This window comes from Paenibacillus sp. FSL E2-8871 (assembly GCF_038000345.1).
Taxonomy (GTDB): Bacteria; Bacillota; Bacilli; order Paenibacillales; family Paenibacillaceae; genus Paenibacillus_AQ.
The window spans coordinates 6,497,464-6,520,609 of record NZ_JBBOBV010000001.1 but is presented as its reverse complement, the minus strand read 5'-3'; the positions used below and the strand labels follow the sequence as shown (position 1 = coordinate 6,520,609).

The 23,146-nt window shown below is 44.5% G+C and carries 21 protein-coding genes and 1 riboswitch; of the genes, 1 reads left to right on the top strand and 20 read right to left on the bottom strand.

What is annotated here, in order from left to right; all coding sequences use genetic code 11:
• Positions 1 to 48: 48 nt before the first annotated feature.
• From NYE25_RS29185 to metA, 12 genes are all read right to left on the bottom strand, one after another.
• Entirely contained in the window at positions 49 to 1,710 is a 1,662-nt protein-coding gene (locus tag NYE25_RS29185; protein ID WP_341147504.1) for a S1C family serine protease, read from the bottom strand.
• A 637-nt stretch (positions 1,711 to 2,347) separates the two neighbouring features.
• Positions 2,348 to 3,001 carry a response regulator gene (locus tag NYE25_RS29180; protein ID WP_042186223.1) on the bottom strand — a complete coding sequence of 218 codons (654 nt, stop codon included), beginning with the start codon at positions 2,999 to 3,001 and terminating at the stop codon, positions 2,348 to 2,350.
• A 3-nt stretch (positions 3,002 to 3,004) separates the two neighbouring features.
• Positions 3,005 to 4,081 (bottom strand): HAMP domain-containing sensor histidine kinase, encoded by a 1,077-nt coding sequence (locus NYE25_RS29175; protein ID WP_042186220.1) that lies wholly within the window; start codon positions 4,079 to 4,081, stop codon positions 3,005 to 3,007.
• The gene (gene liaF, locus NYE25_RS29170) at positions 4,082 to 5,161 is read right to left on the bottom strand and encodes a cell wall-active antibiotics response protein LiaF (protein WP_341147503.1); all 1,080 of its coding nucleotides are present in this window, start codon (positions 5,159 to 5,161) and stop codon (positions 4,082 to 4,084) included. It lies immediately after the preceding gene.
• A 246-nt stretch (positions 5,162 to 5,407) separates the two neighbouring features.
• The gene (locus NYE25_RS29165) at positions 5,408 to 5,551 is read right to left on the bottom strand and encodes a hypothetical protein (RefSeq protein ID WP_156114753.1); all 144 of its coding nucleotides are present in this window, start codon (positions 5,549 to 5,551) and stop codon (positions 5,408 to 5,410) included.
• 176 nt (positions 5,552 to 5,727) lie between these two features.
• Positions 5,728 to 6,294 carry a 3D domain-containing protein gene (locus NYE25_RS29160; RefSeq protein ID WP_445667189.1) on the bottom strand — a complete coding sequence of 189 codons (567 nt, stop codon included), beginning with the start codon at positions 6,292 to 6,294 and terminating at the stop codon, positions 5,728 to 5,730.
• Between the two features lie 415 nt (positions 6,295 to 6,709).
• Positions 6,710 to 8,647 carry a threonine--tRNA ligase gene (thrS, locus tag NYE25_RS29155; protein WP_076300071.1) on the bottom strand — a complete coding sequence of 646 codons (1,938 nt, stop codon included), beginning with the start codon at positions 8,645 to 8,647 and terminating at the stop codon, positions 6,710 to 6,712.
• A 498-nt stretch (positions 8,648 to 9,145) separates the two neighbouring features.
• The gene (locus tag NYE25_RS29150) at positions 9,146 to 9,313 is read right to left on the bottom strand and encodes a toxin-antitoxin system HicB family antitoxin (protein WP_042186214.1); all 168 of its coding nucleotides are present in this window, start codon (positions 9,311 to 9,313) and stop codon (positions 9,146 to 9,148) included.
• An 11-nt stretch (positions 9,314 to 9,324) separates the two neighbouring features.
• Complete coding sequence (locus NYE25_RS29145) at positions 9,325 to 10,167, bottom strand: SPFH domain-containing protein (protein WP_042186213.1); 843 nt, start codon at positions 10,165 to 10,167, stop codon at positions 9,325 to 9,327.
• Between the two features lie 212 nt (positions 10,168 to 10,379).
• On the bottom strand, positions 10,380 to 11,516 hold the full coding sequence (gene mqnC / locus NYE25_RS29140; RefSeq protein ID WP_042125644.1) for a cyclic dehypoxanthinyl futalosine synthase: 1,137 nt from the start codon (positions 11,514 to 11,516) through the stop codon (positions 10,380 to 10,382).
• Between the two features lie 267 nt (positions 11,517 to 11,783).
• Entirely contained in the window at positions 11,784 to 12,956 is a 1,173-nt protein-coding gene (locus tag NYE25_RS29135) for an aminotransferase class I/II-fold pyridoxal phosphate-dependent enzyme (RefSeq protein ID WP_076284218.1), read from the bottom strand.
• Between the two features lie 36 nt (positions 12,957 to 12,992).
• Positions 12,993 to 13,913, bottom strand: a complete 921-nt coding sequence (gene metA, locus NYE25_RS29130; RefSeq protein ID WP_076284219.1) for a homoserine O-acetyltransferase MetA — start codon at positions 13,911 to 13,913, stop codon at positions 12,993 to 12,995.
• A 113-nt stretch (positions 13,914 to 14,026) separates the two neighbouring features.
• A riboswitch (SAM riboswitch) is annotated at positions 14,027 to 14,157 on the bottom strand.
• A gap of 398 nt (positions 14,158 to 14,555) precedes the next feature.
• Here metA and corA point away from each other — a divergent pair.
• Positions 14,556 to 15,491, top strand: coding sequence for a magnesium/cobalt transporter CorA (corA, locus tag NYE25_RS29125; RefSeq protein WP_042125638.1), 936 nt, complete (start codon positions 14,556 to 14,558; stop codon positions 15,489 to 15,491).
• An 82-nt stretch (positions 15,492 to 15,573) separates the two neighbouring features.
• On the opposite strand, the gene NYE25_RS29120 is transcribed toward corA, so the two are convergent.
• The 8 genes from NYE25_RS29120 to NYE25_RS29085 all read right to left on the bottom strand — a co-directional run bounded on the left by NYE25_RS29120 (position 15,574) and on the right by NYE25_RS29085 (position 23,137).
• Positions 15,574 to 16,590, bottom strand: a complete 1,017-nt coding sequence (locus NYE25_RS29120) for an HRDC domain-containing protein (RefSeq protein ID WP_341147803.1) — start codon at positions 16,588 to 16,590, stop codon at positions 15,574 to 15,576.
• Positions 16,591 to 16,801: 211 nt separating this feature from the next.
• Entirely contained in the window at positions 16,802 to 17,683 is an 882-nt protein-coding gene (locus NYE25_RS29115; RefSeq protein WP_340968289.1) for an ROK family protein, read from the bottom strand.
• Positions 17,684 to 17,945: 262 nt separating this feature from the next.
• A complete protein-coding gene (locus NYE25_RS29110) occupies positions 17,946 to 18,872 on the bottom strand; it encodes a 5'-3' exonuclease (protein WP_149645832.1) in 927 nt (308 codons plus the stop codon).
• A 308-nt stretch (positions 18,873 to 19,180) separates the two neighbouring features.
• A complete protein-coding gene (locus NYE25_RS29105; RefSeq protein WP_341147501.1) occupies positions 19,181 to 19,555 on the bottom strand; it encodes an arsenate reductase family protein in 375 nt (124 codons plus the stop codon).
• A gap of 181 nt (positions 19,556 to 19,736) precedes the next feature.
• Complete coding sequence (locus NYE25_RS29100) at positions 19,737 to 20,726, bottom strand: RluA family pseudouridine synthase (RefSeq protein ID WP_341147500.1); 990 nt, start codon at positions 20,724 to 20,726, stop codon at positions 19,737 to 19,739.
• Position 20,727: 1 nt separating this feature from the next.
• Positions 20,728 to 21,294: a cob(I)yrinic acid a,c-diamide adenosyltransferase gene (locus NYE25_RS29095; RefSeq protein ID WP_042186191.1), complete on the bottom strand. Its 567-nt coding sequence runs from the start codon at positions 21,292 to 21,294 to the stop codon at positions 20,728 to 20,730.
• 183 nt (positions 21,295 to 21,477) lie between these two features.
• On the bottom strand, positions 21,478 to 21,666 hold the full coding sequence (locus tag NYE25_RS29090; RefSeq protein WP_262495626.1) for an aspartyl-phosphate phosphatase Spo0E family protein: 189 nt from the start codon (positions 21,664 to 21,666) through the stop codon (positions 21,478 to 21,480).
• Between the two features lie 250 nt (positions 21,667 to 21,916).
• Entirely contained in the window at positions 21,917 to 23,137 is a 1,221-nt protein-coding gene (locus NYE25_RS29085; protein WP_042186187.1) for an aminotransferase class I/II-fold pyridoxal phosphate-dependent enzyme, read from the bottom strand.
• Positions 23,138 to 23,146 lie beyond the last annotated feature (9 nt).

Sequence of the window (23,146 nt, the reverse complement as noted above, 5' to 3'; positions counted from 1 at the left end):
AAAAAACGGAAGGGTTGCCCCTTCCGCGTTATTCACCGTCCGGTGTTATTACTTCTGACTTTGCCCAGTAGTCGTATCAAAATCATTCTTGTTGCCGATTGTTACGGAAAGATCCATATTTTTACCATCGCGCACCACATTCAGCGTTACTTTGTCACCGACTTTTAGCGTTTGAATGAAAGCGATCAGATCTTGGTTTGTTGCATATTTTGTTCCATTTGCACCTGTAATGATATCGTAAGGGCGCAAGTCAGCGGCATACGCTGGCGATTTAAAGATAATGTCTGCAACTACAGAACCTTCTTTAATATCCGTGCCCATTTGCTTAGCTACTTCATCTGTAATCGTCATAAGCGTTGCACCAATGAATGGTACGGGTTCTTTTGGAATCGCTTGGTTCGCTTCGAGTTTATCTACGACTTCTTTAATCGTATTCACAGCGATAGCGAAACCAATACCTTGGGAATCTGTGCTAACAGCTACGTTCATACCAATTACCTGTCCATTCATATTGAGCAACGGACCACCGGAGTTACCAGGGTTGATAGAAGCATCCGTTTGCAGCAGGTTTTTGTAGTTGCGTGTTCCACTACCGTCTTCTTCGTTGATATCGATGCTGCGTCCTTTTGCACTAAGAACACCAGAAGTTACTGTATGGTCGAAGCCTTGTGGGTTACCGATAGCAACCACTTCTGAGCCTACTTTCAAGCTATCCGAATCTCCCAGAGCAACTGTAGGGAAATCAGTATCTCCTTCAATCTTCAGTACTGCCAAATCCAGATCTTTGCTAGAACCTAGCAATTTTGCTTCGTAAGGTTTGGTCACGCCATCCACTGTAACTTGGATGACATCGGCATTTTCAATGACGTGTTGATTGGTCAAAATATATCCGGATTTCTCATAAATGAAGCCTGTTCCAATTCCATAAGGGATGAGCTGCGATGAAGAATTTGAACCTGACTTCGAGTCCTGCTCATTTTGTGAAGAACCACTTCCACCGTATTGATCCCCAAAGAAAAATTGAGAGAACGGATCACTCAAATTCGGACTGGATGAACTTCCATTACGTGAACCGGATTTCACTAGCGTCTCAATCTTGACGACTGCTGGTCCAACCGCATCAACTACGCCAGTCACATCACGAGATCCTTTCACCAATGATGTAGTGGTAGTATTAGGTGTAGTACTAGCACTCTCATTCGTCGTCTTCGCCGTTCCATTTGATCCTGAGCTTGCAATGGTTGTTGCGTCCCCTGTGAACCAGTTGCCTCGATCTGCCATGAACATAGAACCTGAGAGAACGACCATACCCGCTAAGAAGGAAACAAATATTGTTTTCACTGAGCTTTTTGGCTTTTTATTAAATTGCCAGCCACCGCCACCTTCAGAACCGCCTCCGCCGTTTCCTCCACGTCCACCGCCATTACCATCAAAGCCTGTACTGCGATATGAACTGTTATATGGAAGTTGTTTTACAGGTTGTGGAGGTGTAATCTCGACACGCTCCGGCTCCATCCGGTTGTAATGCTGAGCACTTCCGTCTACGTTACTTTCATCTTTGTTCAATGATTTAAATGGTCCATAAGAATAGTAGTATGATGATCCGGAATCGGATGACTGATTATTATTGCTATTATGGTTATTATTGTCCCAATCCCGATCTGGTGCTGGTCCATTGTCTCGATTAAAGTTGTTTTTGTTATCGTCCATGTTTATTTACCTCCTGCATCCTGTCGCCTGACAAGGATTAATTTGTTTTCTTGTTTCTTATTTTGTACTTTAAACCTTAAGGTCACATTAAAAACAATTTAAGCGGAGATAAAAGATATAGGCAAATAGACGGGATTTGGTTCAAAAGGCGCACGCTGTTGGTCAGGACTAGGTTTCAGGCTACACCGCTGTTGAAATCATGTTCCTATGAATTGACACTGCGAGTGGAACATGATTTCAAGGGCGGACGTAAACTTTTCGCTCTGATACCCAATCCCTAGGCAGGTATGTAAAAAAGAAGCTCGGGCGCGGATAACAACGCGGCCCGAACTTCCAACATACAACCTAGAACAAAACCCTAGAACGACGTCCAAGAACAAGGAACAAACAATGATCAATAATTATAGGGAAAAACTCCCTATAATTAACCAAAAATCACAAGAAATCAAGATTTAAAGGGAATACCTCCCTATAATTCTCAGCAATATAGCTATTTATGAGAAAAACAAGGAATTTATACGGAGGATTTCCCTATAGTCCTGTATACAAGCGTAAAACTCAAGTTTAAAGGGACGTTTTCCCTATAACTTACTTTTAAGCACCCGTAAACTACCCCAAATCATCTTGAACAACAAACCTAACCCTGAGCCCAACCCTTCCGATGAGCATAAATAGCCAACTGGGTTCGATCATCCAGCTCGCATTTCATCAGCAGGTTACTGACATGCGTCTTCACTGTCTTGATGCTGATATGTAGTTCCTCGCCGATATCCTTATTGGTCTTGCCCTCAGCAATGAGCAGTAAGACCTCCTTCTCACGCTCCGTCAAGCCGGAGGAATCACCTTGCACGGTACGCTGGCGAATGCCACGTGTCAACGCTTGCGATACATCACCAGTCATAACTGGCATACCGCGAAATGCGCCTTGCAGTGCGTAGATCAGTTCCTCTGCCGATACGGTTTTGAGCACATAGCTGACTGCTCCAGCTTCTATAGCGTCCACGACGAGGTCATCCTCTAAGAAGCTGGTCAAGATAACGATTTTGAGACCAGGAAATTCCGATAGCACTGCACGAGTAGTCTCCACACCATTCATCACAGGCATCATCAGATCCATTAGCACGAGATCGGGTAAGCCTTCATGTCCGCCAGCACGCAGCATCTCCAGCGCTTCCTGTCCATTTGCTGCTTCTCCTATAACCTCAAACGTCGGCTCCAGCATCAGATATGTTTTAAGACCCATCCGCACCATATCATGATCATCCACGAGCAACACTCTTATGACGCTCATGCTCTATTCCTCCTCGTCCTCTGTATCTGTTCCTAATGCTCTTTTTTCCTCTAACTCAGAGTTCCCTTGCACAAACTTAGGGATATGTACGCGTATGGTCGTTCCCGCACCCTTTCGGCTAATAATCTCCACTTGTCCACCCAGTTTCTCCGCACGTTCGCGCATGGTGGTAAGGCCGTATGATCCCTGTTTTTGCTGTATATGTTCAAAACCTTGACCGTCGTCGCTAATACTCAGCACAACCTGTCTTGACCCTTCACGCAGTGATAAACTGACCAGTCTAGCTTCAGCATGCTTCACGATATTCGCCATAGCCTCCTGGATAATCAAGAATAACTGATGTTCAATAGCCTCAGATAATTCTCCTTGCAGCTCAAGCTCCTTCATTCCTTTTAAGCCGTTCTGGCGGCAATAATCAGGGAACCATTTTTCCAGTGCTTCGAAAAGATTCCTGCCTTCCAGCTCCACCGGTCGCAACTGTGCAATAAGTGCTCTCATCTGCTTTTGTGCCATCTGTGACATTGCAATTAACTGATCCATTACCAATTGACCTTGAGCTTCATTAACCTTCAGCACTTTAGGCAGCGAAGAAGCCGACATATGGATGGCAAAAAGCTGTTGGCTCACCGTATCATGCAAATCCCGGGCCATACGCCTTCTTTCCTCCAACACCGCACTCTCCGCTGCCTGTTCCTTCTCAATAACCTCTTGTTCACCCAATCGCTGTAGAAGCTGCATCTTGTTCTCAACCGTATCCATCATGACATTAAATTCATGGTACACTCTCGCAAAAGACTGGTCATCACTCTCTGGCATACGAACGGACAAATTCCCTTTTGCCACCTGCAGCATGTTTAGATCCAGATGATCAATCCGCCGCTGAATACGCTGACCTGCCATATAGCCGATTACAACAGTGAATAACACGATCCCAAGACATAAGTACAGCCACATGCGATAATCCATTACTTCGATATACCCAAGGCAAGTGCCTGCATACATCAACCCGGCGCTTACGGCTCCAGTGAGCAAAAAGTAAAACAACAACAACCATTTGGTATTACTAAAGATTGTTCCCATCTAACCCACCGTTTTAACTTTAATGTCACCTATAAAAGCACTTACGTTAATGCGGACTTTTTTGCCCGCTTCTTTATAATAAGGCGTCTTGCATTGAACACTGCTCATAAATCCACTCCGAGACTGATCCAGAACTTCCATATCGCCGATAAATGAACTACTGTTCACTGAGATCCCAAGATCCATATCATTCGGAATGTACACCTTGATGTCGCCTATAAAAGCGGAGATATTAATCTTCGTCTCTCCATAAGCAATTTGCGCGTTCGTCAGATCCAGTACAGTATCACCTATAAACTGCGAGACATTTGTGTTCTTCAGTTGAAAATGCTCGCGACCCATGTGAACATCCCCGATAAAAGCAGAGCGATTGGTTGACTCCTTGTTGTTACTCTCTGTCTTATGGAACTCCTCATGCCATTCCCCATGTCTTCTAGCGTGCCGCTCGTGACGTTCCTGACGTCTGCGCTCATGACGCTCCTGTTTCTCCTGCCAACGTGATTCAGCGGTGGACTTAAAAGCTCCAGTTCCGTCCTCATCCTCTTCTTCATCTTTTTGCAGATTAATATTCCAGTCTCTCCCACCAGAAGATTTACCGAATTTCTGCTCGAATTGTTCATCTAGCGTGGAATCCAGCGGTTTTGGCGGCTCCACATCTAGCGAGCTTTTTCCTGGAGGAAAGTAATCAGGTGGTGATGGTGGCGCAGGTGGCACTGGCGGTACTGAACCTCGTGGTTTAAAAATCACATAAAGACCGCCACCAATCAGCATGATTGGAATGAACATTTTGAAAAAATCCCCGGCTGAAATATCGAACCAGTCCAAATTTCGTCCAAGGAAGAACACTCCGATCGCCAGAAAGAAAAAACCGCCGATAGGTGAAGATCCACCTTTTTGATGTTCGTCTCCCGTACCCAGGAGTTGCTTCATCCCCATGAGGATCAAGATAACAGGCCAATAATTTGAGATTAAATAACCTAAGCTGAAATCGGTGTAACCCAACTGTCTAAGTAGAAACATGGCTCCAATCCCTATCAGGATCAAGCCGCCAAAAATCTGACTTGTGAACCTTCTTTTCATATTCCATTTCCCCTTTAAATTAGTGGAACGCTCTCTTCTTCAATCTTATAGCCTTAGTCTACAGGAAGGAAGCGCTCATAAACAGCGGCGAGAGAAGGAACTTCCACTCAGTCTCTAGACCGAGACGAATGGGTTAATATTCCATTTACTTCATTATATATGAAATATAAAAAAAAGACTGTCCCTCAGTTATAAACTGATTTGGGACAGTCTCTTTATTCAGCAGTCTTCTGCTTCAGTAGCGCATTATTGTTGCGGTTTCTGAGCTGGTTTAGAAGTATTTCCACTTTGCTTAGTTGTGCCGTCATTCTCAACAGCAAACTCAGCATTGTATTTTTCATTCGGTGTTTTGTAGTTTTCTTGAACTTTAGACTTTTTATTATTAGCCACGGAATTCACCTCCCTTATCCCTTATGCAGCATAGATAATGCTTACTAAGAGAACATCTCGGATGAGGCTATTGCTCTGCCCCAGTCCGTATTATGGCAAGGTGATGTCACTATTATGCATGACCAAGTGAAATTAAGTTCAATCCACCAAATTCATTGAAATATAACCGCTATATCTTAAATGGATTCTTCCAGCAGGGATTGCGGTACAGCATTGTAAGTCTCAATCGCCTGAGTAAGCTTCTTCAGCATCACTTCTGTACATGTACCGTTTCCTCGCTTAATGAGCTGAACTACAACTGATTTTTTGCCCCATTCCTTATACACCTGTTTCGTAGTAGCAAAATACAAATCAATCTTCCGCCCTTTAATGGCAGATCCTGTATCAGCGACGATGCCGTATCCATAACCAGGTATATAAAGTATACTCCCTAACGGGATTACCTTAGGGTCAGCAGCAATAGTCGAGACTGTGTTCTTATCTCTACGTACTTTAACACCTGAATAGGTAATTCCGTATTCGGGATGTTTAGATGTTTTACCTGTAGATTCATAACCCGCAGTATAACCCGTCGCCATCACTTTCATTGAAGTAATAATTTGGTCAGGAGCTGGCGCAGCTACGGGAATAGAATTCGGCGATTTTGAAGAGCCTGTACCCCCACTCCCTTTGGTAGTTGGAGCTTTAGTGCTCTGTGGTAACTTTGTAGCTACTGGTTTATTTTTTGTTGTCGCAGGAACGATCGGTACGCTGGAATATGGCTCGTTTGATAACAAGGTAGCACGGCCAGTGGTGAGAATAGCTTGTTGATCTTTGGTTCTCATTGAACCTGAGTTAGCCTGAGTATGTTGCAATTCGTTCGAAAGCGTTTTGCTAATATCTGTGTGCTGTAATGTGTCTTCTGTCCCATTGGCCACAACTGCTTGATGCTTGGATTCAGGAATGATACCTGCAGCAGTCAACAGTAGGACTATTGTGACGAAAAGACACCAAAACCTCTGAAATATGCCCATTTTGTTCATGTGATAAACCTCCCCCTTATTAGCGAAGGTTTCCCGATTCACAAAATTTTATACATAAAGATCAATTTTCGATCCTTATGGGCATATGACAGAGGTTCTTATTAGACGTACTTTTGGTGTTGATTATTACAAGTAATTAGGAGATTACACGATCTGCAATTTCCTGAGCCAGCAGCTCAATAACTTCTTGAAGCGGCTTAGCTCCCATATCGCCTTCTCCACGCTTACGGATGGAAACTGTCTCGGCATTCATCTCATTCTCGCCAACTACGAACATGTATGGTAGCTTCTCTAGCTGAGCTTCACGGATCTTATAGCCAAGCTTCTCATTACGCAAATCTGCCTCAGCAGAGATACCACGGCGACGCAGCTTGTCTGTAACTTCCTTAGCATAATCGTCGAAGGCAGTCGAAACAGGAATAACTTTAACCTGCTGTGGAGACAGCCAAAGCGGCAGTGATCCTGCAAAGTTCTCTAACAAGAAAGCAACAAAGCGCTCCATAGTACCTAAAATACCGCGGTGTAGAACAACTGGACGGTGTTTCTGACCATCGTCACCGATATATTCCAATTCAAAGCGTTCAGGCAGCAAGAAGTCGATCTGTACAGTGGAGAGAGTTTCTTCTTTGCCTAGTACAGTCTTGATCTGCACATCCAGCTTAGGACCGTAGAAAGCAGCTTCGCCTTCTGCTTCGTAGAATGGCAGACCAGCTTCTTCTACAACTTCACGCAACATACGCTGTGCAGTTTCCCACATTTCGTCATTAGCGTAATATTTCTCAGTATCCTTAGGATCACGATAAGACAACCGGAAACGGTAGTCATTAATACCAAAGTCACTGTATACCTGTTTAATCAACTCGATTACACGAATGAACTCGCCTTTAATTTGATCCAGACGGCAGAAAATATGGGAGTCATTAAGAGTCATCGAACGCACACGGTGCAAGCCAGTCAATGCTCCTGACATTTCATAACGGTGCTGGATACCCAGTTCAGCAATACGGATCGGCAGATCACGATAGCTGTGCATGGAGCTCTTATAAATCATCATGTGATGCGGGCAGTTCATTGGGCGGAGAACAAATTCTTCGTTATCAATAGTCATTTTAGGGAACATGTCCTCTTGATAGTGCTCCCAGTGTCCAGAAGTTTTATATAGTTCAACATTACCAAGAACCGGAGTATATACATGCTGGTATCCTAGACTTGCTTCCAGATCCACAATGTAACGTTCCAGAATACTGCGCAGTTTAGCACCCTTAGGCAGCCAGATCGGCAAGCCTTGGCCTACCAATTGATTAAATGTGAAGATTTCAAGCTCTTTACCCAGCTTACGGTGGTCGCGTTTCTTCGCTTCTTCAAGCAGACGAAGATGCTCATCGAGCTGCGCTTTTTTAATCCAAGCTGTACCGTATACGCGTTGAAGCATTTTATTCTTGCTATCGCCGCGCCAGTAAGCACCAGCTACATTCATCAATTTAAAGACTTTGATCTTAGAAGTCGACGGTAAGTGTGGTCCCCGGCACAAGTCGAAGAATTCGCCTTGTTCATAGATCGAAATCACACTATCTTCAGGCAATGCTTCAATTAGTTCAAGTTTGTAAGGATCGCCTAGCTCACCGAATATTTGGAGCGCTTCCTTACGGCTAACCTCCTTACGTACGATTGGAAGGTTCTCAGAGATAATGCGATCCATTTCCTTTTCAATCTTTAGCAGATCCTCAGGATTAAGCGGATGTTCCAAATCCATATCGTAGTAGAAGCCATCTTCGATAACAGGACCTACACCAAGCTTAACTTCCTTTGTTCCATATAAACGTCTTACAGCTTGCGCCATCAAGTGGGCAGTACTGTGACGCATAACTTCCAAGCCTTCTGGTGAATCCAAAGTTACGATTTCTATCAATGCGCCTTCCTCTAGCGGAGTGGACAGATCCACGACAATACCATTCAATTTCCCTGCCACCGCATTCTTGCGAAGTCCACTACTAATAGAAGCCGCTACATCATCAATATTACTACCTTCTGCGTATTCCCGAACGGAACCGTCCGGAAGTTTAATACTTACCATTTTAATTTCCTCCTTCATTTCCTTAAGCCAAACAACAATTTTAAATTTTTCGAAACGGAAATATCCACGCATACAAAAAACGCCCGTCCCGCAAAGGGACGAGCGATTGCACCCGTGGTTCCACCCAAATTCGATTCTCTCAATCTGCTCTTAAAGCAGAGTCGAGTCAGAATCCTTCGTAAGCATGGAATAACGACCATGAACCGGCGGTTCTTACTATCCCATTTCAGGGAATTCATAACCGCAGCTACAAAGGGGTAAATCGATAGTAGGATACCGGAGGAAATTACAGCCTATGTTCCCTCTCTCTGATACGGTCCAGAACAATCCATTCATATCTTTGTCAAAGCTGTTAACGTGAATTATGGAGTAATTATAAATCCGTCCTCTCTGACAGTCAAGTCTGTAGAGGGGGCAAAATTTTGTAAACCGCGGAAACAGTCACCTACACGGACAGTTCTGCAGCCAGGAAATAGCGCTAGAACTGTCCTTAACAGGTTACTCTTCTCGGCGTTTCCCAGGTAAGCGGCCTGCACGTTTCAAAGACTCACGCAGCAAGTATTCGATATGTCCGTTTACACTGCGAAATTCCTCTCCCGCCCAACGTTCCAACGCCTCATGCAGATCCGGATCGATCCGCAATGGAAAGCTTTTCTTGGCCGCCATGATGCACCGCCTTAATACAACGAGCCGGCGTTAATGACCGGACTCGCTCCGCGCTCCGACACGATCGCCACCATCAGATTATTAATCATGGCCGCTTTACGTTCTTCATCAAGCTCCACTACACCGCTCTCTTTAAGCTGTTTAATCGCCATATCGACCATGCCAACTGCACCTTCAACAATGATTTGACGAGCAGACAGAATGGCAGAAGCTTGCTGCCGCTGCAACATGGTGCTGGCGATTTCTGTTGAATAAGCCAAATGTGTAAGCCGGGCTTCAATGACTTCTACACCAGATAAGGACAAACGCTCTTGAAGCTCAGTCGCTAACTCTTTAGCAATTTCATCTGCATTGGCACGCAAGGACATCCCAGATTCATTGAAGTTATCATAAGGGTATTTGCTGGCTACATGACGCAGCGCCGTTTCACTCTGAATCTCTACGAAAGCCATGTATTTATCTACATCAAAGAGGGCTTTAGCGGAGTTAATCACCTTAAAGACGATAACTGCAGCAATTTCAATCGGATTACCTTCAACATCATTGACCTTGAGCTTCACACTGTTAAAGTTACGAACGCGTAGGGAAACCGTCTTACGTACGCTGAACGGAATAACTGCGAACAGTCCACTCGTTGCAATAGTCCCTACATATTTGCCGAAAAAGGTGACTACAACCGACTTATTAGGTTGTACAACCGTAATACTCGTACATAGTATTGCTGATACAACGAACAGAATGACCGGTACTGCAATATACTCCTGAACAGCACCATAGATTCCACCAGCCAAACAAACTGCAATTAATGCGATAACCCAAAATCCGCTGACAGGACGAAGCGTCTTCTCCTTCATAAAAAGCACCCCCATAAGATATTCTTTTGATATGATCATGATATCACTTTTGGATAATAATGTGTATACAAAAATGTAATAAAATAATGAATTTATGTTCACAGGTAAAATAAACCTTCGAAATCTTAACCATACAAAAAAACGCTTGCTGCTCAATCATCCACAAAACGGATTAACGAGCAACAAGCGCTGAATTAATTTATATATTATTTCTAGTTCTGCATGATGAAATCATTATCAATCTTCGCATTAGCATCATCGAACACGCGCAGAATATCGTAGCGTGTATTCCGCTGTGCCGGGATTTTGCCTGCTTCGCGGATCAGCTGAGTAATTGATTCGATATTGACCTTGTAGGTCGCGCCCGCAGAAGATACTACATTTTCTTCAATCATTGTACTTCCGAAATCGTTACAGCCATATTGAAGGGAAAGCTTGCCGACCTCTGGTCCCATTGTTACCCAAGAGGACTGGAAGTTCTTAATGTTGTCTAGAACAAGGCGACTAATGGCTACCGTCTTCAGATATTCTTCAGGCGTTTGTCTATCCAGCTTCAGGTTAGTATTGTCCGGTTGGAAGGTCCAAGAGATAAAGGCCAAGAAACCCTCTGAATCGTATTTGTTGGCAATACACTCGTCCTGAGCCTCACGCACACGAAGTAAGTGTAATGCCCGTTCTTCCATACTCTCACCAAGTCCAATGACCATCGTAGCTGTCGTATTCATACCGATCTTATGCGCTGTCTGCATTACGTCCATCCACTCGCGCCATGAGCCTTTAAGTCGGCTGATCTTGCGGCGTGTGCGATCATCGAGAATTTCCGCTCCCCCACCTGGTAGTGAATCCAGGCCAGCAGCATGGATTTCACGCACAACTTCCTCGAGCGATAATCCAGATACTTCTTTCATCTTCATAATCTCAGCAGGAGAGAAGGAATGCATTGTAATCTCAGGAAAACGTTGCTTAATTCCGCGAAGTATATCGGTATAATAGCTGAAAGGAAGATTTGGGTTCGTACCGCCTTGCATCAGTATTTCTGTACCATTTACAGCGATAGTCTCAGCGATTTTTTGGTAAATCGTCTCATCCGGCAATACATAACCCTCATCAGAGCCCGGTCTGCGATAAAATGCGCAGAAACGGCAGTAGACATCACATACATTCGTATAGTTAATATTACGACCAATTACAAACGTGGCCATCGGGTCTGGATGCCAGCGTTCCATTATGGTGTTTGCAGCTGCACCCATTTTCTCAATTTCGTTGCTCTCGAACAGTCGGATGGTATCTTCCAATTGGAGACGTTCACCCCGTAGGGCTTTGTCCAAAATAAGATCTATCGCACTCATCGTTCGCATCCTCCTTCTAAACCCTTAGGGGTATGGTAGAATCACAAAATTACAGGAAGAAAAAACGTTGTCTCTTTTTCAAGGTGACAACCCTTTCTCATACAATTGAACAGTTCATTTCCTCATCGTATCACAATCTGAACAGCTTGAAAAATGCTTTTACATTCTTCGCAAATTCCTATCCAAAAGAAAAGCAGCATCGCACTAAGCGATACTGCTAGTTATACTCTATTTCTCCACTAACACTCGATTGAACATTTCTTCCTGTTACTTGGACTCAATTTCTGCCCTAGCGGCCTCTAGTGCTTGGCCAAGATCAGCAATCAAATCCTCTGCATGTTCAATACCGACGGAGAAGCGCAGCAAACGATCATCTACACCCACAGCATTTCGAATCTCCACAGGAATATCAGCATGTGTTTGTACAGCCGGATAAGTCATAAGTGACTCTACGCCGCCCAAGCTTTCTGCGAATGCAATAAGACGAATATGACGAAGAAGCGGCTCTACGTATCTGGCATCTTTTAATTTGAAAGAAAAAATACCGGTATTGCCTGAAGATTGACGATTCTGGATTTCATGTCCTGGATGATCAGGCAATCCTGGATGGAACACTTCCGCAATCGCTGGATGCTCTAATAAGTAGTGAGCGATCGCTAGTGCATTGCTTTCGTGACGCTCCATACGCAGCGCCAATGTCTTCAAGCCTCTCATCAACTGATAACTGTCTGTTGGTCCGAGCACGGCGCCAATAGAGTTATGTAGAATAGCTAATTCAGCTGATAATTCTACACCCTTGGATACAATCAGGCCTGCCAGTACATCATTATGACCACCCAAATACTTAGTAGCGCTATGAACTACAATATCCGCACCTAATTCTATAGGCCGTTGGAAGAATGGAGTCAGCAGCGTATTATCTACAATGCTAAGTAACCCATGGTGACGTGCCCAAGTGCACACGGCTTCAATATCCGTGATCATCATAAGTGGATTCGTTGGCGTTTCAATAAATACAGCTTTCGTATTTGGACGACGCGAAGCTTCCAGTGCATCCAAATCATTCGTGTCTACATAAGAAGCAGTGATTCCAAACTTGGACATAATCCGTTCCAACAAACGATAGGTACCGCCGTAAAGATCCAGCGAAACGATCAGATGGTCGCCTTGAGCGAACAAGGTAAGCACTGTTTGTATCGCTGCCATCCCTGAGCTACAAGCAAATCCTGCATCTCCAGATTCCAGTTCCGCAGCTGCATTCTCAAGCACTGAACGGGTCGGACTCTTGGTGCGGCTATAATCAAACCCTGTGCTTTGACCGAGTTTTGGATGACGAAATGCCGTTGCATTATAAATTGGAAAATTAATTGCTCCTGTGGCAGGATCTTCTTGAGAACCTATTTGAGCCAGTCTACTTTCAATCCTAAGTTTGTCATCCATGATTAATGCCTCCTAATTTATATTGTAGCGCTATTATTAATAAACAATCGGGTCGATATCATAAGGCGTTTCTTGATATACATAGTAATTGAGCCAGTTAGAGAATAATAAATTGGCATGCGCACGCCACACTGCTGGAGGTGTACGTTCTGGATCATCTTTAGGGAAGTAATGTTTCGGCAAAGCCATCTCCATCCCTCTAGACACATCACGGTCATATTCCCATTTCAAGGATAGGGGATCGTATTCGGAATGTCCGGTCACAAATATTTGTTTACCGTCGTTTGTAGCCACTAGATACATACCAGCTTCTTCGGATTCCGCCAGAATCTGCAGATCTGGGTTATTCTCAATATCTTCACGGGAGACATCGGTATGACGAGAGTGTGGTACATGGAATACCTCGTCAAAGCCGCGCAACAGTTTAATGTTATTTTGATTAATCGTATGAGCGAAGACGCCAAAGCATTTCTCAGGCAATGCCACTTTACGAACACCAAAATGATGATATAAGCCTGCCTGTGCCGCCCAACAAATATGCATGGTTGAAGTCACATTGTCCTTGCTCCATTCAAAAATCTCTTTCAGTTCTTCCCAATACGATACTTCCTCGAACTCCATTTGTTCTACAGGAGCACCTGTAACGATTAAACCATCCAAACGGCGGTGGCTGATCTCGTCAAAGGTTTTGTAAAAGCTCTTCAAATGTTCAGCAGAAGTATTCTTGGAAATATGGGAACGCGGATGCAATAAAGTAACATCAACTTGTAGTGGCGAATTTCCAATTAAACGCAGCAATTGAGTCTCTGTCGTCTCTTTAGTCGGCATGAGGTTCAGAATAGCAATCCGTAGTGGACGGATATCCTGATGGAAAGCCTGACTTTCGTCCATCACAAAAATATTTTCTCCGGATAGTACTTCTTTCGCCGGTAAACTGTCGGGAATTTTAATTGGCATTGTCTTTCCACTCCTTAGCTGAATTTAGTTATTTTGCCGCACTGCGGCTTGCTGAGCATAAAAAGACCTTCCTCGGAAATCGAGAAAGGTCATATCTACAGTCATATGCGCCTCTCTCATCTGCCAGAATGTTCCTGAAGACGATTAGACGTCTGCAGAAATTCCGCAAGAATTAGCACCGTGCGTTTACACGCCGGTTGCCGGGTTTCATAGGGCTAGTCCCTCCACCTGCTCTTGATAAGATTTAGCTGTATTCAATTAAATTACTTTAAAATTCACTTTAAATCATGAACCTCCTTTTCGTCAAGTCCATACAATGCTGAAGAAGCCTCAAAATCACAATAAATTTGCTTGAAAGAGGCATACTCCGTTGTTATACTAGACAAGTATTTCATACCTGAACGAAAAGAAGAGGTGAGAAGAAGGATGGAAGGCGACCCGAGCTCGCAAATATGTGTACAGAATGAGCAACCACACAGGATAATCATCAGCTTGCCGGCGGCGGGAGCAGTTCTTCTTCATGCCCTCGAAACGTCATTTGGCCCTATGTATTGATTGTACCGCCGGCCAAGCTGATTTTTTTCTCTGTGCTTAATTTAGCAGTCCCTAGTGAAGACCTGGGGATAGGAGGAGTGAAATCAGATGAAAATCCGGCTGGTAAATGCAGGGGTTTTTACACCTATTGATGAAATTGATGAAACACTAACACCCCCAACGGAAGGGTTCTATTGGATTGACGCCGATGTTGAGGATTTGGAGCTGCTTCAGCCCTTGTTCAACCTACATGATCTTGCTGTTGAGGATTGCCTTAGCGAAGAGGATCAGCGTCCAAAGATCGAAATATACGAAAGTCACTACTTTATAGTTGTAAATAGCATCCGCTTTGACGATGAAGAAATTTTCCTACGGGCGCTCAATGTATTCCTTGGAAGACATTACATCATCACTGTCACGAAACAAAAGATCAATGAACTACGAATCCTGAAGCCTATGCTCTGGGAGCAAGAAGTAAGTGAACCGGATATGTTCCTTTACTTGCTAATTGACCTTGTCGTTGATAACTATTTCTCCGTCGGCGACCGAATTGAAGCTCGGATCGAGAAGCTGGAAGAAGATATCCTCATGCATACCAAGAAGTCACATCTCAGTGAAATTATCGGTCTGCGAAGTGAAATTCTATGGTTGAAGAAAATGCTGGGGCCACAAAAAGAAGTGATCAATACCCTAAATAAAAAAGACCTCCGTCTGATTGATGATCAGCTGCAGAAATATTTTAGCGACATTTATGAAAATGCGGTTAAAATATCTGAAACCTTTGAGACGTATCGCGATCTCATGGGCAACTTACGAGAGGCATACCAATCCAGTATCGCCAACCGCGCGAATGAAATTATGAGAGTATTTACTGCGATCACAACAATATTCATGCCCCTGACCGTAATTACCGGAATCTACGGTATGAACTTTGATCATATGCCCGAGCTTCATACGAAATATGGCTATTATGGCGTTATAGGCGTTATGTTGACGTTAGGCTGTGGGATGCTGTATGTTTTCCGCAAGAAGGAATGGCTATGAAACGAACCGGACGAATAAGCAAGACGAAGGGCCTGTAACCGTAAGGTATAAGGAAGCCTTCGTCTTTTTGGTATGCGCAAATTTAAAAACTGGTCGCCATGCCCACTTTATGCGTTTGCTCTCGACGGAAACGGATGCGGATCAATCGCAGACGCTCATAATAAATATCCAATCCTTCAGCAGCGGAAAAGTCGTCGCCATACACCTTATGTAACACCGGTTTTAGGAAAAGATCCCCAAGCTCCACATAGGCATTCCATATCGCATCCTGCTCATTCTGCGGCATATTGCCAAGCTCTACATGGATCAGCTTCTCGACGGAATAACCTTCTCTTTCTAGCTCCTCTACCGCTTCAATCAGTTCACGCCGGTTCACTCCACTATTCACCTTAAGCTGTTCCAAGCCCAACCCATTCTCGATCCCCTGCAGCAAAATCCTCCGCAAGCGCAGTCGTTCTAGCTGCTTCTTATATTTGACTTCTTTCTGTTTATAAAGCCAAGAGACGAAAGACTCCTCTTCAATTACTTCATGCACCCAATTTAGAGGGAAAGCATGTTCCCTTGCCACCGAAGTAGTTATAGCCAGCCAATCAGCCCCAAACTGCGCTATCTTGCCTTCTCCAACACCCGGAATTTGCATCAGTTCCTCTGGCGTATGCGGTAGAAATGTACTTAACAAGCGCAACAGACGATTACTGGCGAGAATATAGGGCGCCTTCCGTTCACTCGAAGCCTTACCACGGCGCCAAGCACATAACTCTTCATAAATGGCTTCATTCCCATAATGTTCGCTGTAATATTGAAGCTTCAGCTGCTCCTGATTACGTCCAGTAAGACTATCCTCCTCGTGGAATATCCCATCGATTAAGGGTCGATAGCCATCTCCCATCTTCACTGCTAGCTCATGCCTGTATACACAGAGCATCTCATTCCATGAACCACCTTCATACCACAAATTCTCAATGTAATTCTCCCCACCTGAAAAATCACGCCAGCCCAAACTCCAGATCCCCTCTTCCTCTCCAATCCACAACTGGGCGTACACCTCTTGATCCACTCCAGATATTCTGGATAAACGGTTCATAAACACAATTTGCATATTCATCCCTACCTTTCTCAACATTACAGCAAGCACAATAACCTTCTGGGAAGAGCCTCCTTCGGAGCGAACAAATCCTTTCTCAATCAGACCCCGAACGCAAAAAAGCACCTCTCTCACGATAAACGCGAAAGAGGTGCTCCCTCATTAAATGCTATACTGTTAGATCCTAGAATACCATATATTACCGAACAGTCAATGTCTTTTTATACTAGTTTCTAGCTAGAGCTAATGTAGCCAATCCAATCGCTCCAGCAAGCCCTGCATTGTCTCCAAGACCTGGTGAGACAACATAATTATCGATGTCGACATTAAGCGATGGATGTTGAACATATCCGCTCAATAACTCTTGCAGCTTAGTGCGAATCAACGGGAATAGGTGGCTTTGCTTCATAACACCACCGCCCATTACGATTTTTTGAGGAGACAGAATCAGCACATAGTTCATGAGTGCATGTGCAAGATAGTGAGCTTCCATTTCCCATGCCGGATGGTCCACTGGTAGCTCTCCTGCCGGTTGTCCCCAGCGTTTGCCGATCCCCGGACCTGCGGCTAATCCTTCAAGACAATCGCCATGATAAGGACAGTAACCCTCAAACGTATCCTCTGGATGTCTACGAACTAGAATATGTCCCATCTCAGGATGTGACAATCCATGGACCATCTGGCCGCCAACAACCGCTCCTGCTCCAATGCCTGTCCCAACCGTAATATAAAGACAGCTGTCCAGACCTTTAGCCGCTCCCCATTTACTTTCCGCAAGCGCTGCACCATTCACATCCGTGTCAAAGCCGATCGGAACGTTAAATTGCTCAGCCATTGTGCCTACCAGATTATATTGTCCCCAGTGAGGTTTTGGTGTCGTTGTTATGTAACCATAAGTAGGGCTGTCCAGTACGGGATCAATCGGTCCAAAAGATCCGATTCCGAATGCTTCTACATTCTTCTCTTTAAAATAGTCTATTACTAGTCCCATCGTTTCTTCCGGTGTTGTTGTCGGAAAGCTAACTCGGTCAACAATGGTACCGTCCTCATAACCAATCCCACATACAAACTTTGTTCCGCCTGCTTCAATCGCTCCCAATAGCTTCACAGCAATTCTCTCCCTTTCTCTAGTTAGAAGTTGAAACGCTACCCATACATAAATAAATAATATCATTAAAAAAAGCAATCACCAGCCCTAATTATACGTCGAATGAAGCGCTATCACAACATGTATAAATGCCTTTGGCGTCCTTATAAGGACGGTAGCGTTTAAGAGAGAAAGATAAGGATAATGTATAGTGTGAAACTTATACGTTCTTATAGTTTAACAAAACACCCTCCATGCATCTTTGCATGAAGGGTGTCTGATCTTAACCCAAATCGCCTAACTCAATCTGTACAATTCCCCGTTCGTCCTGCACCTCAGCAATCAAATGCATCAAGCTGCCGAACTCTAGCTCCTGAAATTTGCGCGCAGCTGTTTCCCGCTGTAGTTGCCACAAGGCTTCCGTCAGCTCGCAGACCACTGGTACATCGCAACGGATTTCCGCTAGCTCTCGCGATAAATGCAGCATATCCAGATCTGCTTCGATTTTGGTACGCACACCTTTAGGGAGCAGATGCAAATTCTCAATTACACCTTCAACTGTTCTGTATTCGGTCAGCAGTTTCAGCGCAGTCTTCTCACCAATCCCTTTTACGCCGGGATAATTATCACTGGTATCGCCCATAAAGCCTTTCAGGTCAATCACTTGTCTAGGGGTTAGCCCCTTTTCCTCCAGCAATTCTGCAAGGTCATACACTTTATAGTTAGAGCGTCCCTTTTTCATAATGACGACTTTAACATTCTCATCAATGAGCTGAAGCATATCATGGTCACCCGTCAAAATATATACCTCAGAGTTTTCACTGTAACAAGAAGCCAGCGTACCAATGCAATCATCCGCTTCATAGCCTGCAAGTCCAATATTCGGCACCCCAAGCTCAGCTACTACATCTTTTACTAGATCGAACTGCGGAATCAGCTCTAACGGGGCTTCAATCCGATTCGATTTGTATCCATCGTATTTCTCGGTGCGGAACGTTCCTTTGCCCATATCCCAGCAGCATACGACGTGAGAAGGCTCAAATGTGCTTACTGCATCGAAAAAATACTGCAAAAAACCATACACCGCATTCGTCGGCAATCCAGCTTTTGTCTTGCGAATATATCCTCCATAAGAGGTCGCATAAAAGGCCCGGAACAGCAGAGCCATTCCATCTACAAGCATTACACGGCCCGTTGTTTCTGCTCTCATGTATAAACCTCTCCCTTAATCGTTCATTGTATTGTTATTAAGCGCTTGTCCATGTTATTGCACAAAGAGTATTCTATCAGAAAATACTTGATCTGATAAGGGATCATATAGTTACACATATGGGAGCTTATTCTTATCCTTTGAAATTAACAAGTAAAAACACCATCGGTGCCCTTGCAAGGGCGGTAAGCTTAAGCGAGAAATATAAGTATATTATAGAATCTTGGTCTTTTGTGATTTTCCTAGATAATCAAAAAGGGATGACACAACAGCCATGAAATGACTGTTGGGACATCCCCTTTACGGATTTATACTTTGGAAGCATTGCTCCAAGCTTCAGCATATTGATCATCTTTAAAGCCTACCGTAACTTTAACACCATCAGTGACAATCGGACGTTTATTTAGCATACCACGGCTCGCGAGCAGCTCAAGCTTCTCCTGCTCACTAAGCTGTGCCATTTTGTCCTTTAGACCCAATGCTTTATAGACTTCACCACTTGTATTAAAAAACTTTTTCAGTTCAAGTCCGCTATTGGCCAGCAATTCACGCAGCTCCTCAACGGTAGGCGGCTGTTCTGCGATGTTTTGAAGCTCTAGCTCATGACCTTGAGCTTGTAGCCATTTTACTGCACTTCGGCAGGTGCTGCATTTTGGATATTGATATACTTTTAGTTTGCTCATGTTGTTCTCCTTTAATGGTAGTGATGAGTGCGACTACGCTGGCAAATTATTCTTCCGATCGCTGTTATCCTCAGAATTCTTGATTTAGTCCGCTTGTTGCGGATGAAATCCGAGGATAAAGGCGTACACTCCGTTTCTCCAGAACCAATTCGCCCTCTCGCTAACATCACTAAGATAATTTTTACCTCAAAATCGCTATCGGTCCTTGCTCCAGTATTTCCTCCAAGGCCGCCATATCAGGCGGCAAAGGAGCTTCAAAGATCATTTCCTGCAGCAGCACCGGATGCTTGAACGTCAGACGCACCGCGTGCAGTGCTTGACGCGGTATGGAGGCATCTAGTGCTGCAACGGACTCCAACTGTTCACTTTGAGTTAAAGTCAATTCCGGTAGATTATACAGCTCATGACGATACATGCTGTCACCAATCAAAGGACAGCCGATAGAGGTCATATGGACCCGAATCTGATGAGTACGACCACTCTCCAGCTTCAGTTCAACTTTTGAACCTTGTGCGTATACGGTTTTAACCTCATACCGAGTCAGAGAAGGATAACCATCCGGTGTCACGATACGTCGATGCGGCTCCTCAGGATCACGGTCAATAGGTCCGTCGATATCGCCGAAAGGCTCCACAGGAGCCCCATGAACAAATGCAGAATAACGTTTGTCCACTGTACCCGCAATCATCTGCTCAGAAATATGCTGATGGCTATACGGATTCTTGGCGATGACTAACACACCGGAGGTTTCCTGGTCCAGACGATGGACGGGTCGAAAGCGGAAACGTTCATTTTTTTGCGCCCAATAATGAACTACTCCGTTAGCCAGCGTATCAGTGTAATGTCCGTGTGTGGGATGCACGATGATCCCTGCTGCCTTGTTTACTACGAGCAGATGCTCATCTTCAAATAGAATTTCAAAGGGAATCGGCTGCGGTAAAATATCATCCGAAGTCTCTGTTTCCATGCGAATCTGTACAATATCGCCTGCCTTAACATGTACGCTGATATAAACACGCTCTCCATTTAATGTAATCCCTTGTTCTGTTTGCTTAAGGCGTGACAACAATTTACGTGAGACATCCATCCGTTTATGCAGGATCGTCTTCAGCAACCAGTCATCCTCTTCTGGCGGTATAATGTAAGTAATTGGTGAATAATAGCTAGTCATATTAGTCTCGGAACACCTTTTTACTGCGAATGTATTCTACATCAGTAATCCCTGCCCGTGTATTAGCCGTCCTAGCCAGCGCAAAGAAATAATCGGATAACCGGTTCAAATAAATAACTGCTTCCGGGTTAATGTCTGCATTTCTTCCAAGTGTAACTGCCCGGCGTTCCGCCCGGCGGCAAACCGTACGGCACACATGTAGAACCGAAGCCAACGGACTGCCCCCAGGGAGGATGAATTTTTCTAGTGGTGGATTCTCTGCTTGAAGCTCATCAATCCAGCCCTCCAACCGTTTAGCCATCTCACTTGTTACCATATATTGACCACCATCACCTAGCTTAATAAAAGCCAGATCGGTTCCGCAATCGAATAGCTCATGCTGAATTTCCAGCAGCTGCTCGCGTACATCATCAAACTGATCGTCCTCCATCAGGCTCCTTGCCTGACCTACAAAGCAATTCAGTTCATCGATCGTTCCGTAAGCTTCAACTCGGACATCGTCCTTACCAACCCGGCCACCAATCACTGAAGTTTGACCCGCATCACCCGTGCGTGTATAGATCACCATGGCTTACTCCTCCTATCCATTCTTCAAATCACATAATGCTAGTTTAAGCTTTCTTATATAAAAATGGCAAATGAAGAGTATAGGCATATTCTCTCCAAGTGTGACTGCAATGTTGCGATGTGTGAGCTTAAAGGAACAACAAAAAGAGGACCCTAGGGTCCTCTTCAACAGCATGTAGCGACGTTATTTTCCAACTGGACGCCCCTTCATGTATTCATTTATCTTGAGATCCAGTAAACTGCTAATTTCAATCACATTATCTGAAGTGAATGATTTTTCCTGCAAAAAAAGCTGCTCCATTTTGCTACGGAGTATTCTAATTTCATCTTCCAGAGAGAGCATGCGAGCAGAAGCATCACCCTTGGGGGACAGTTTCCCACTTCCAGAAAAACACTGCCCTCCATAGGAAGGTAAGTAATAATCGGCACTAAGCACAATCATCCCTCCTAAAAGTATTATTGAGCGCGTGCCACAAAATGTCATTAAAGTAATAAAAGCAACTTCAAAGCAACGCTTAATTCCAGAGTAAAATACGTCCTTGTTAGTTCTATTATAGGGGTTAATTACTCTCAAAGTAAAATAATACCATAGGATTATAGGATAGGCTATAGTCCAATTTTCTCTATTCCATTCTCTCTCGTTCCAGTTGTGTGACAAAAGCACCAATGCGTTCAATAGCTTCATTCAGTTGAGCTACTGATGTAGCATAGGAGCAGCGTAAGTAACCTTCACCACCTAAACCAAAGACACTTCCAGGTACAGCTGCCACCTTATATTCAAGCAATAATCGCTGTGCAAACTGATCAGATGTCAGTCCTGTTTTGCGCACGCTTGGAAAAGCATAAAATGCACCTTGTGGTTCATGGCACTCCAGTCCCGCATCACGCAAACCCTTAACAATCAGCCTCCGCCGTTGGTTATAAGAATCGACCATTCGATCCTTCTCTTCCATCCCATTGGTCAGTGCCTCAAGTGCAGCCACCTGGCCCATAGAAGGAGCGCACATCACAGTGTACTGGTGAATCTTAAGCATAGCGGAGATCAAATCAGGGTGACCACAAGCATAACCCATTCTCCATCCAGTCATGGCAAAAGCCTTGGAGAAACCGCTGACCAAAATCGTACGGTCCATCATACCTGGCAATGAGGCAAAGCTGACATGATTAATTCCATACGTCAATTCCGCATAGATCTCATCCGAAATTACAATTAGATCGTGCTTCTCTACAACCTTGGCGATCGGCTCCCAATCCTCTCGGGTCATAACACTTCCCGTTGGGTTGCTCGGGTAGCACAGAATTAGAACTTTGGAGCGTGGAGTAATCTTCGCTTCCAAACTCTCTGCAGTAAGTTTAAAGTCATTCTCTCCGATGGTTTCGATACCTACAGGAATACCTCCGCCAATAGCCGTTATCGGCGAATAAGAAATATAGCAAGGTTCTGGTATGAGGATCTCATCGCCCGGCGTGATCAAAGCGCGCAGAGCCAGATCGATAGCCTCACTTCCGCCGACCGTTGCTATAATTTGATTGGCAGGATCATACTCCACTGCAAAACGGGTGTGCAAATAGTTCGCAATACCCTCCCTTAGTTCAGGCATTCCTGCGTTGGATGTATAGCCTGTAAATCCTCTTTCCAGCGAATAGACACAAGCTTCTCTGACATGCCACGGGGTCTTGAAATCAGGTTCCCCGACTCCGAGTGATATGATATCCTTGCTGCCTGCAGCCAGATCAAAAAACTTACGAATACCCGAAGGCTGAATTTGCTGTACCAGCGGGGCCAAATAAGAATTCATTGATTTGCTGTCTTCTCCAGTTAGCTGCGTTTTGTTCGTGATCATATGATTACT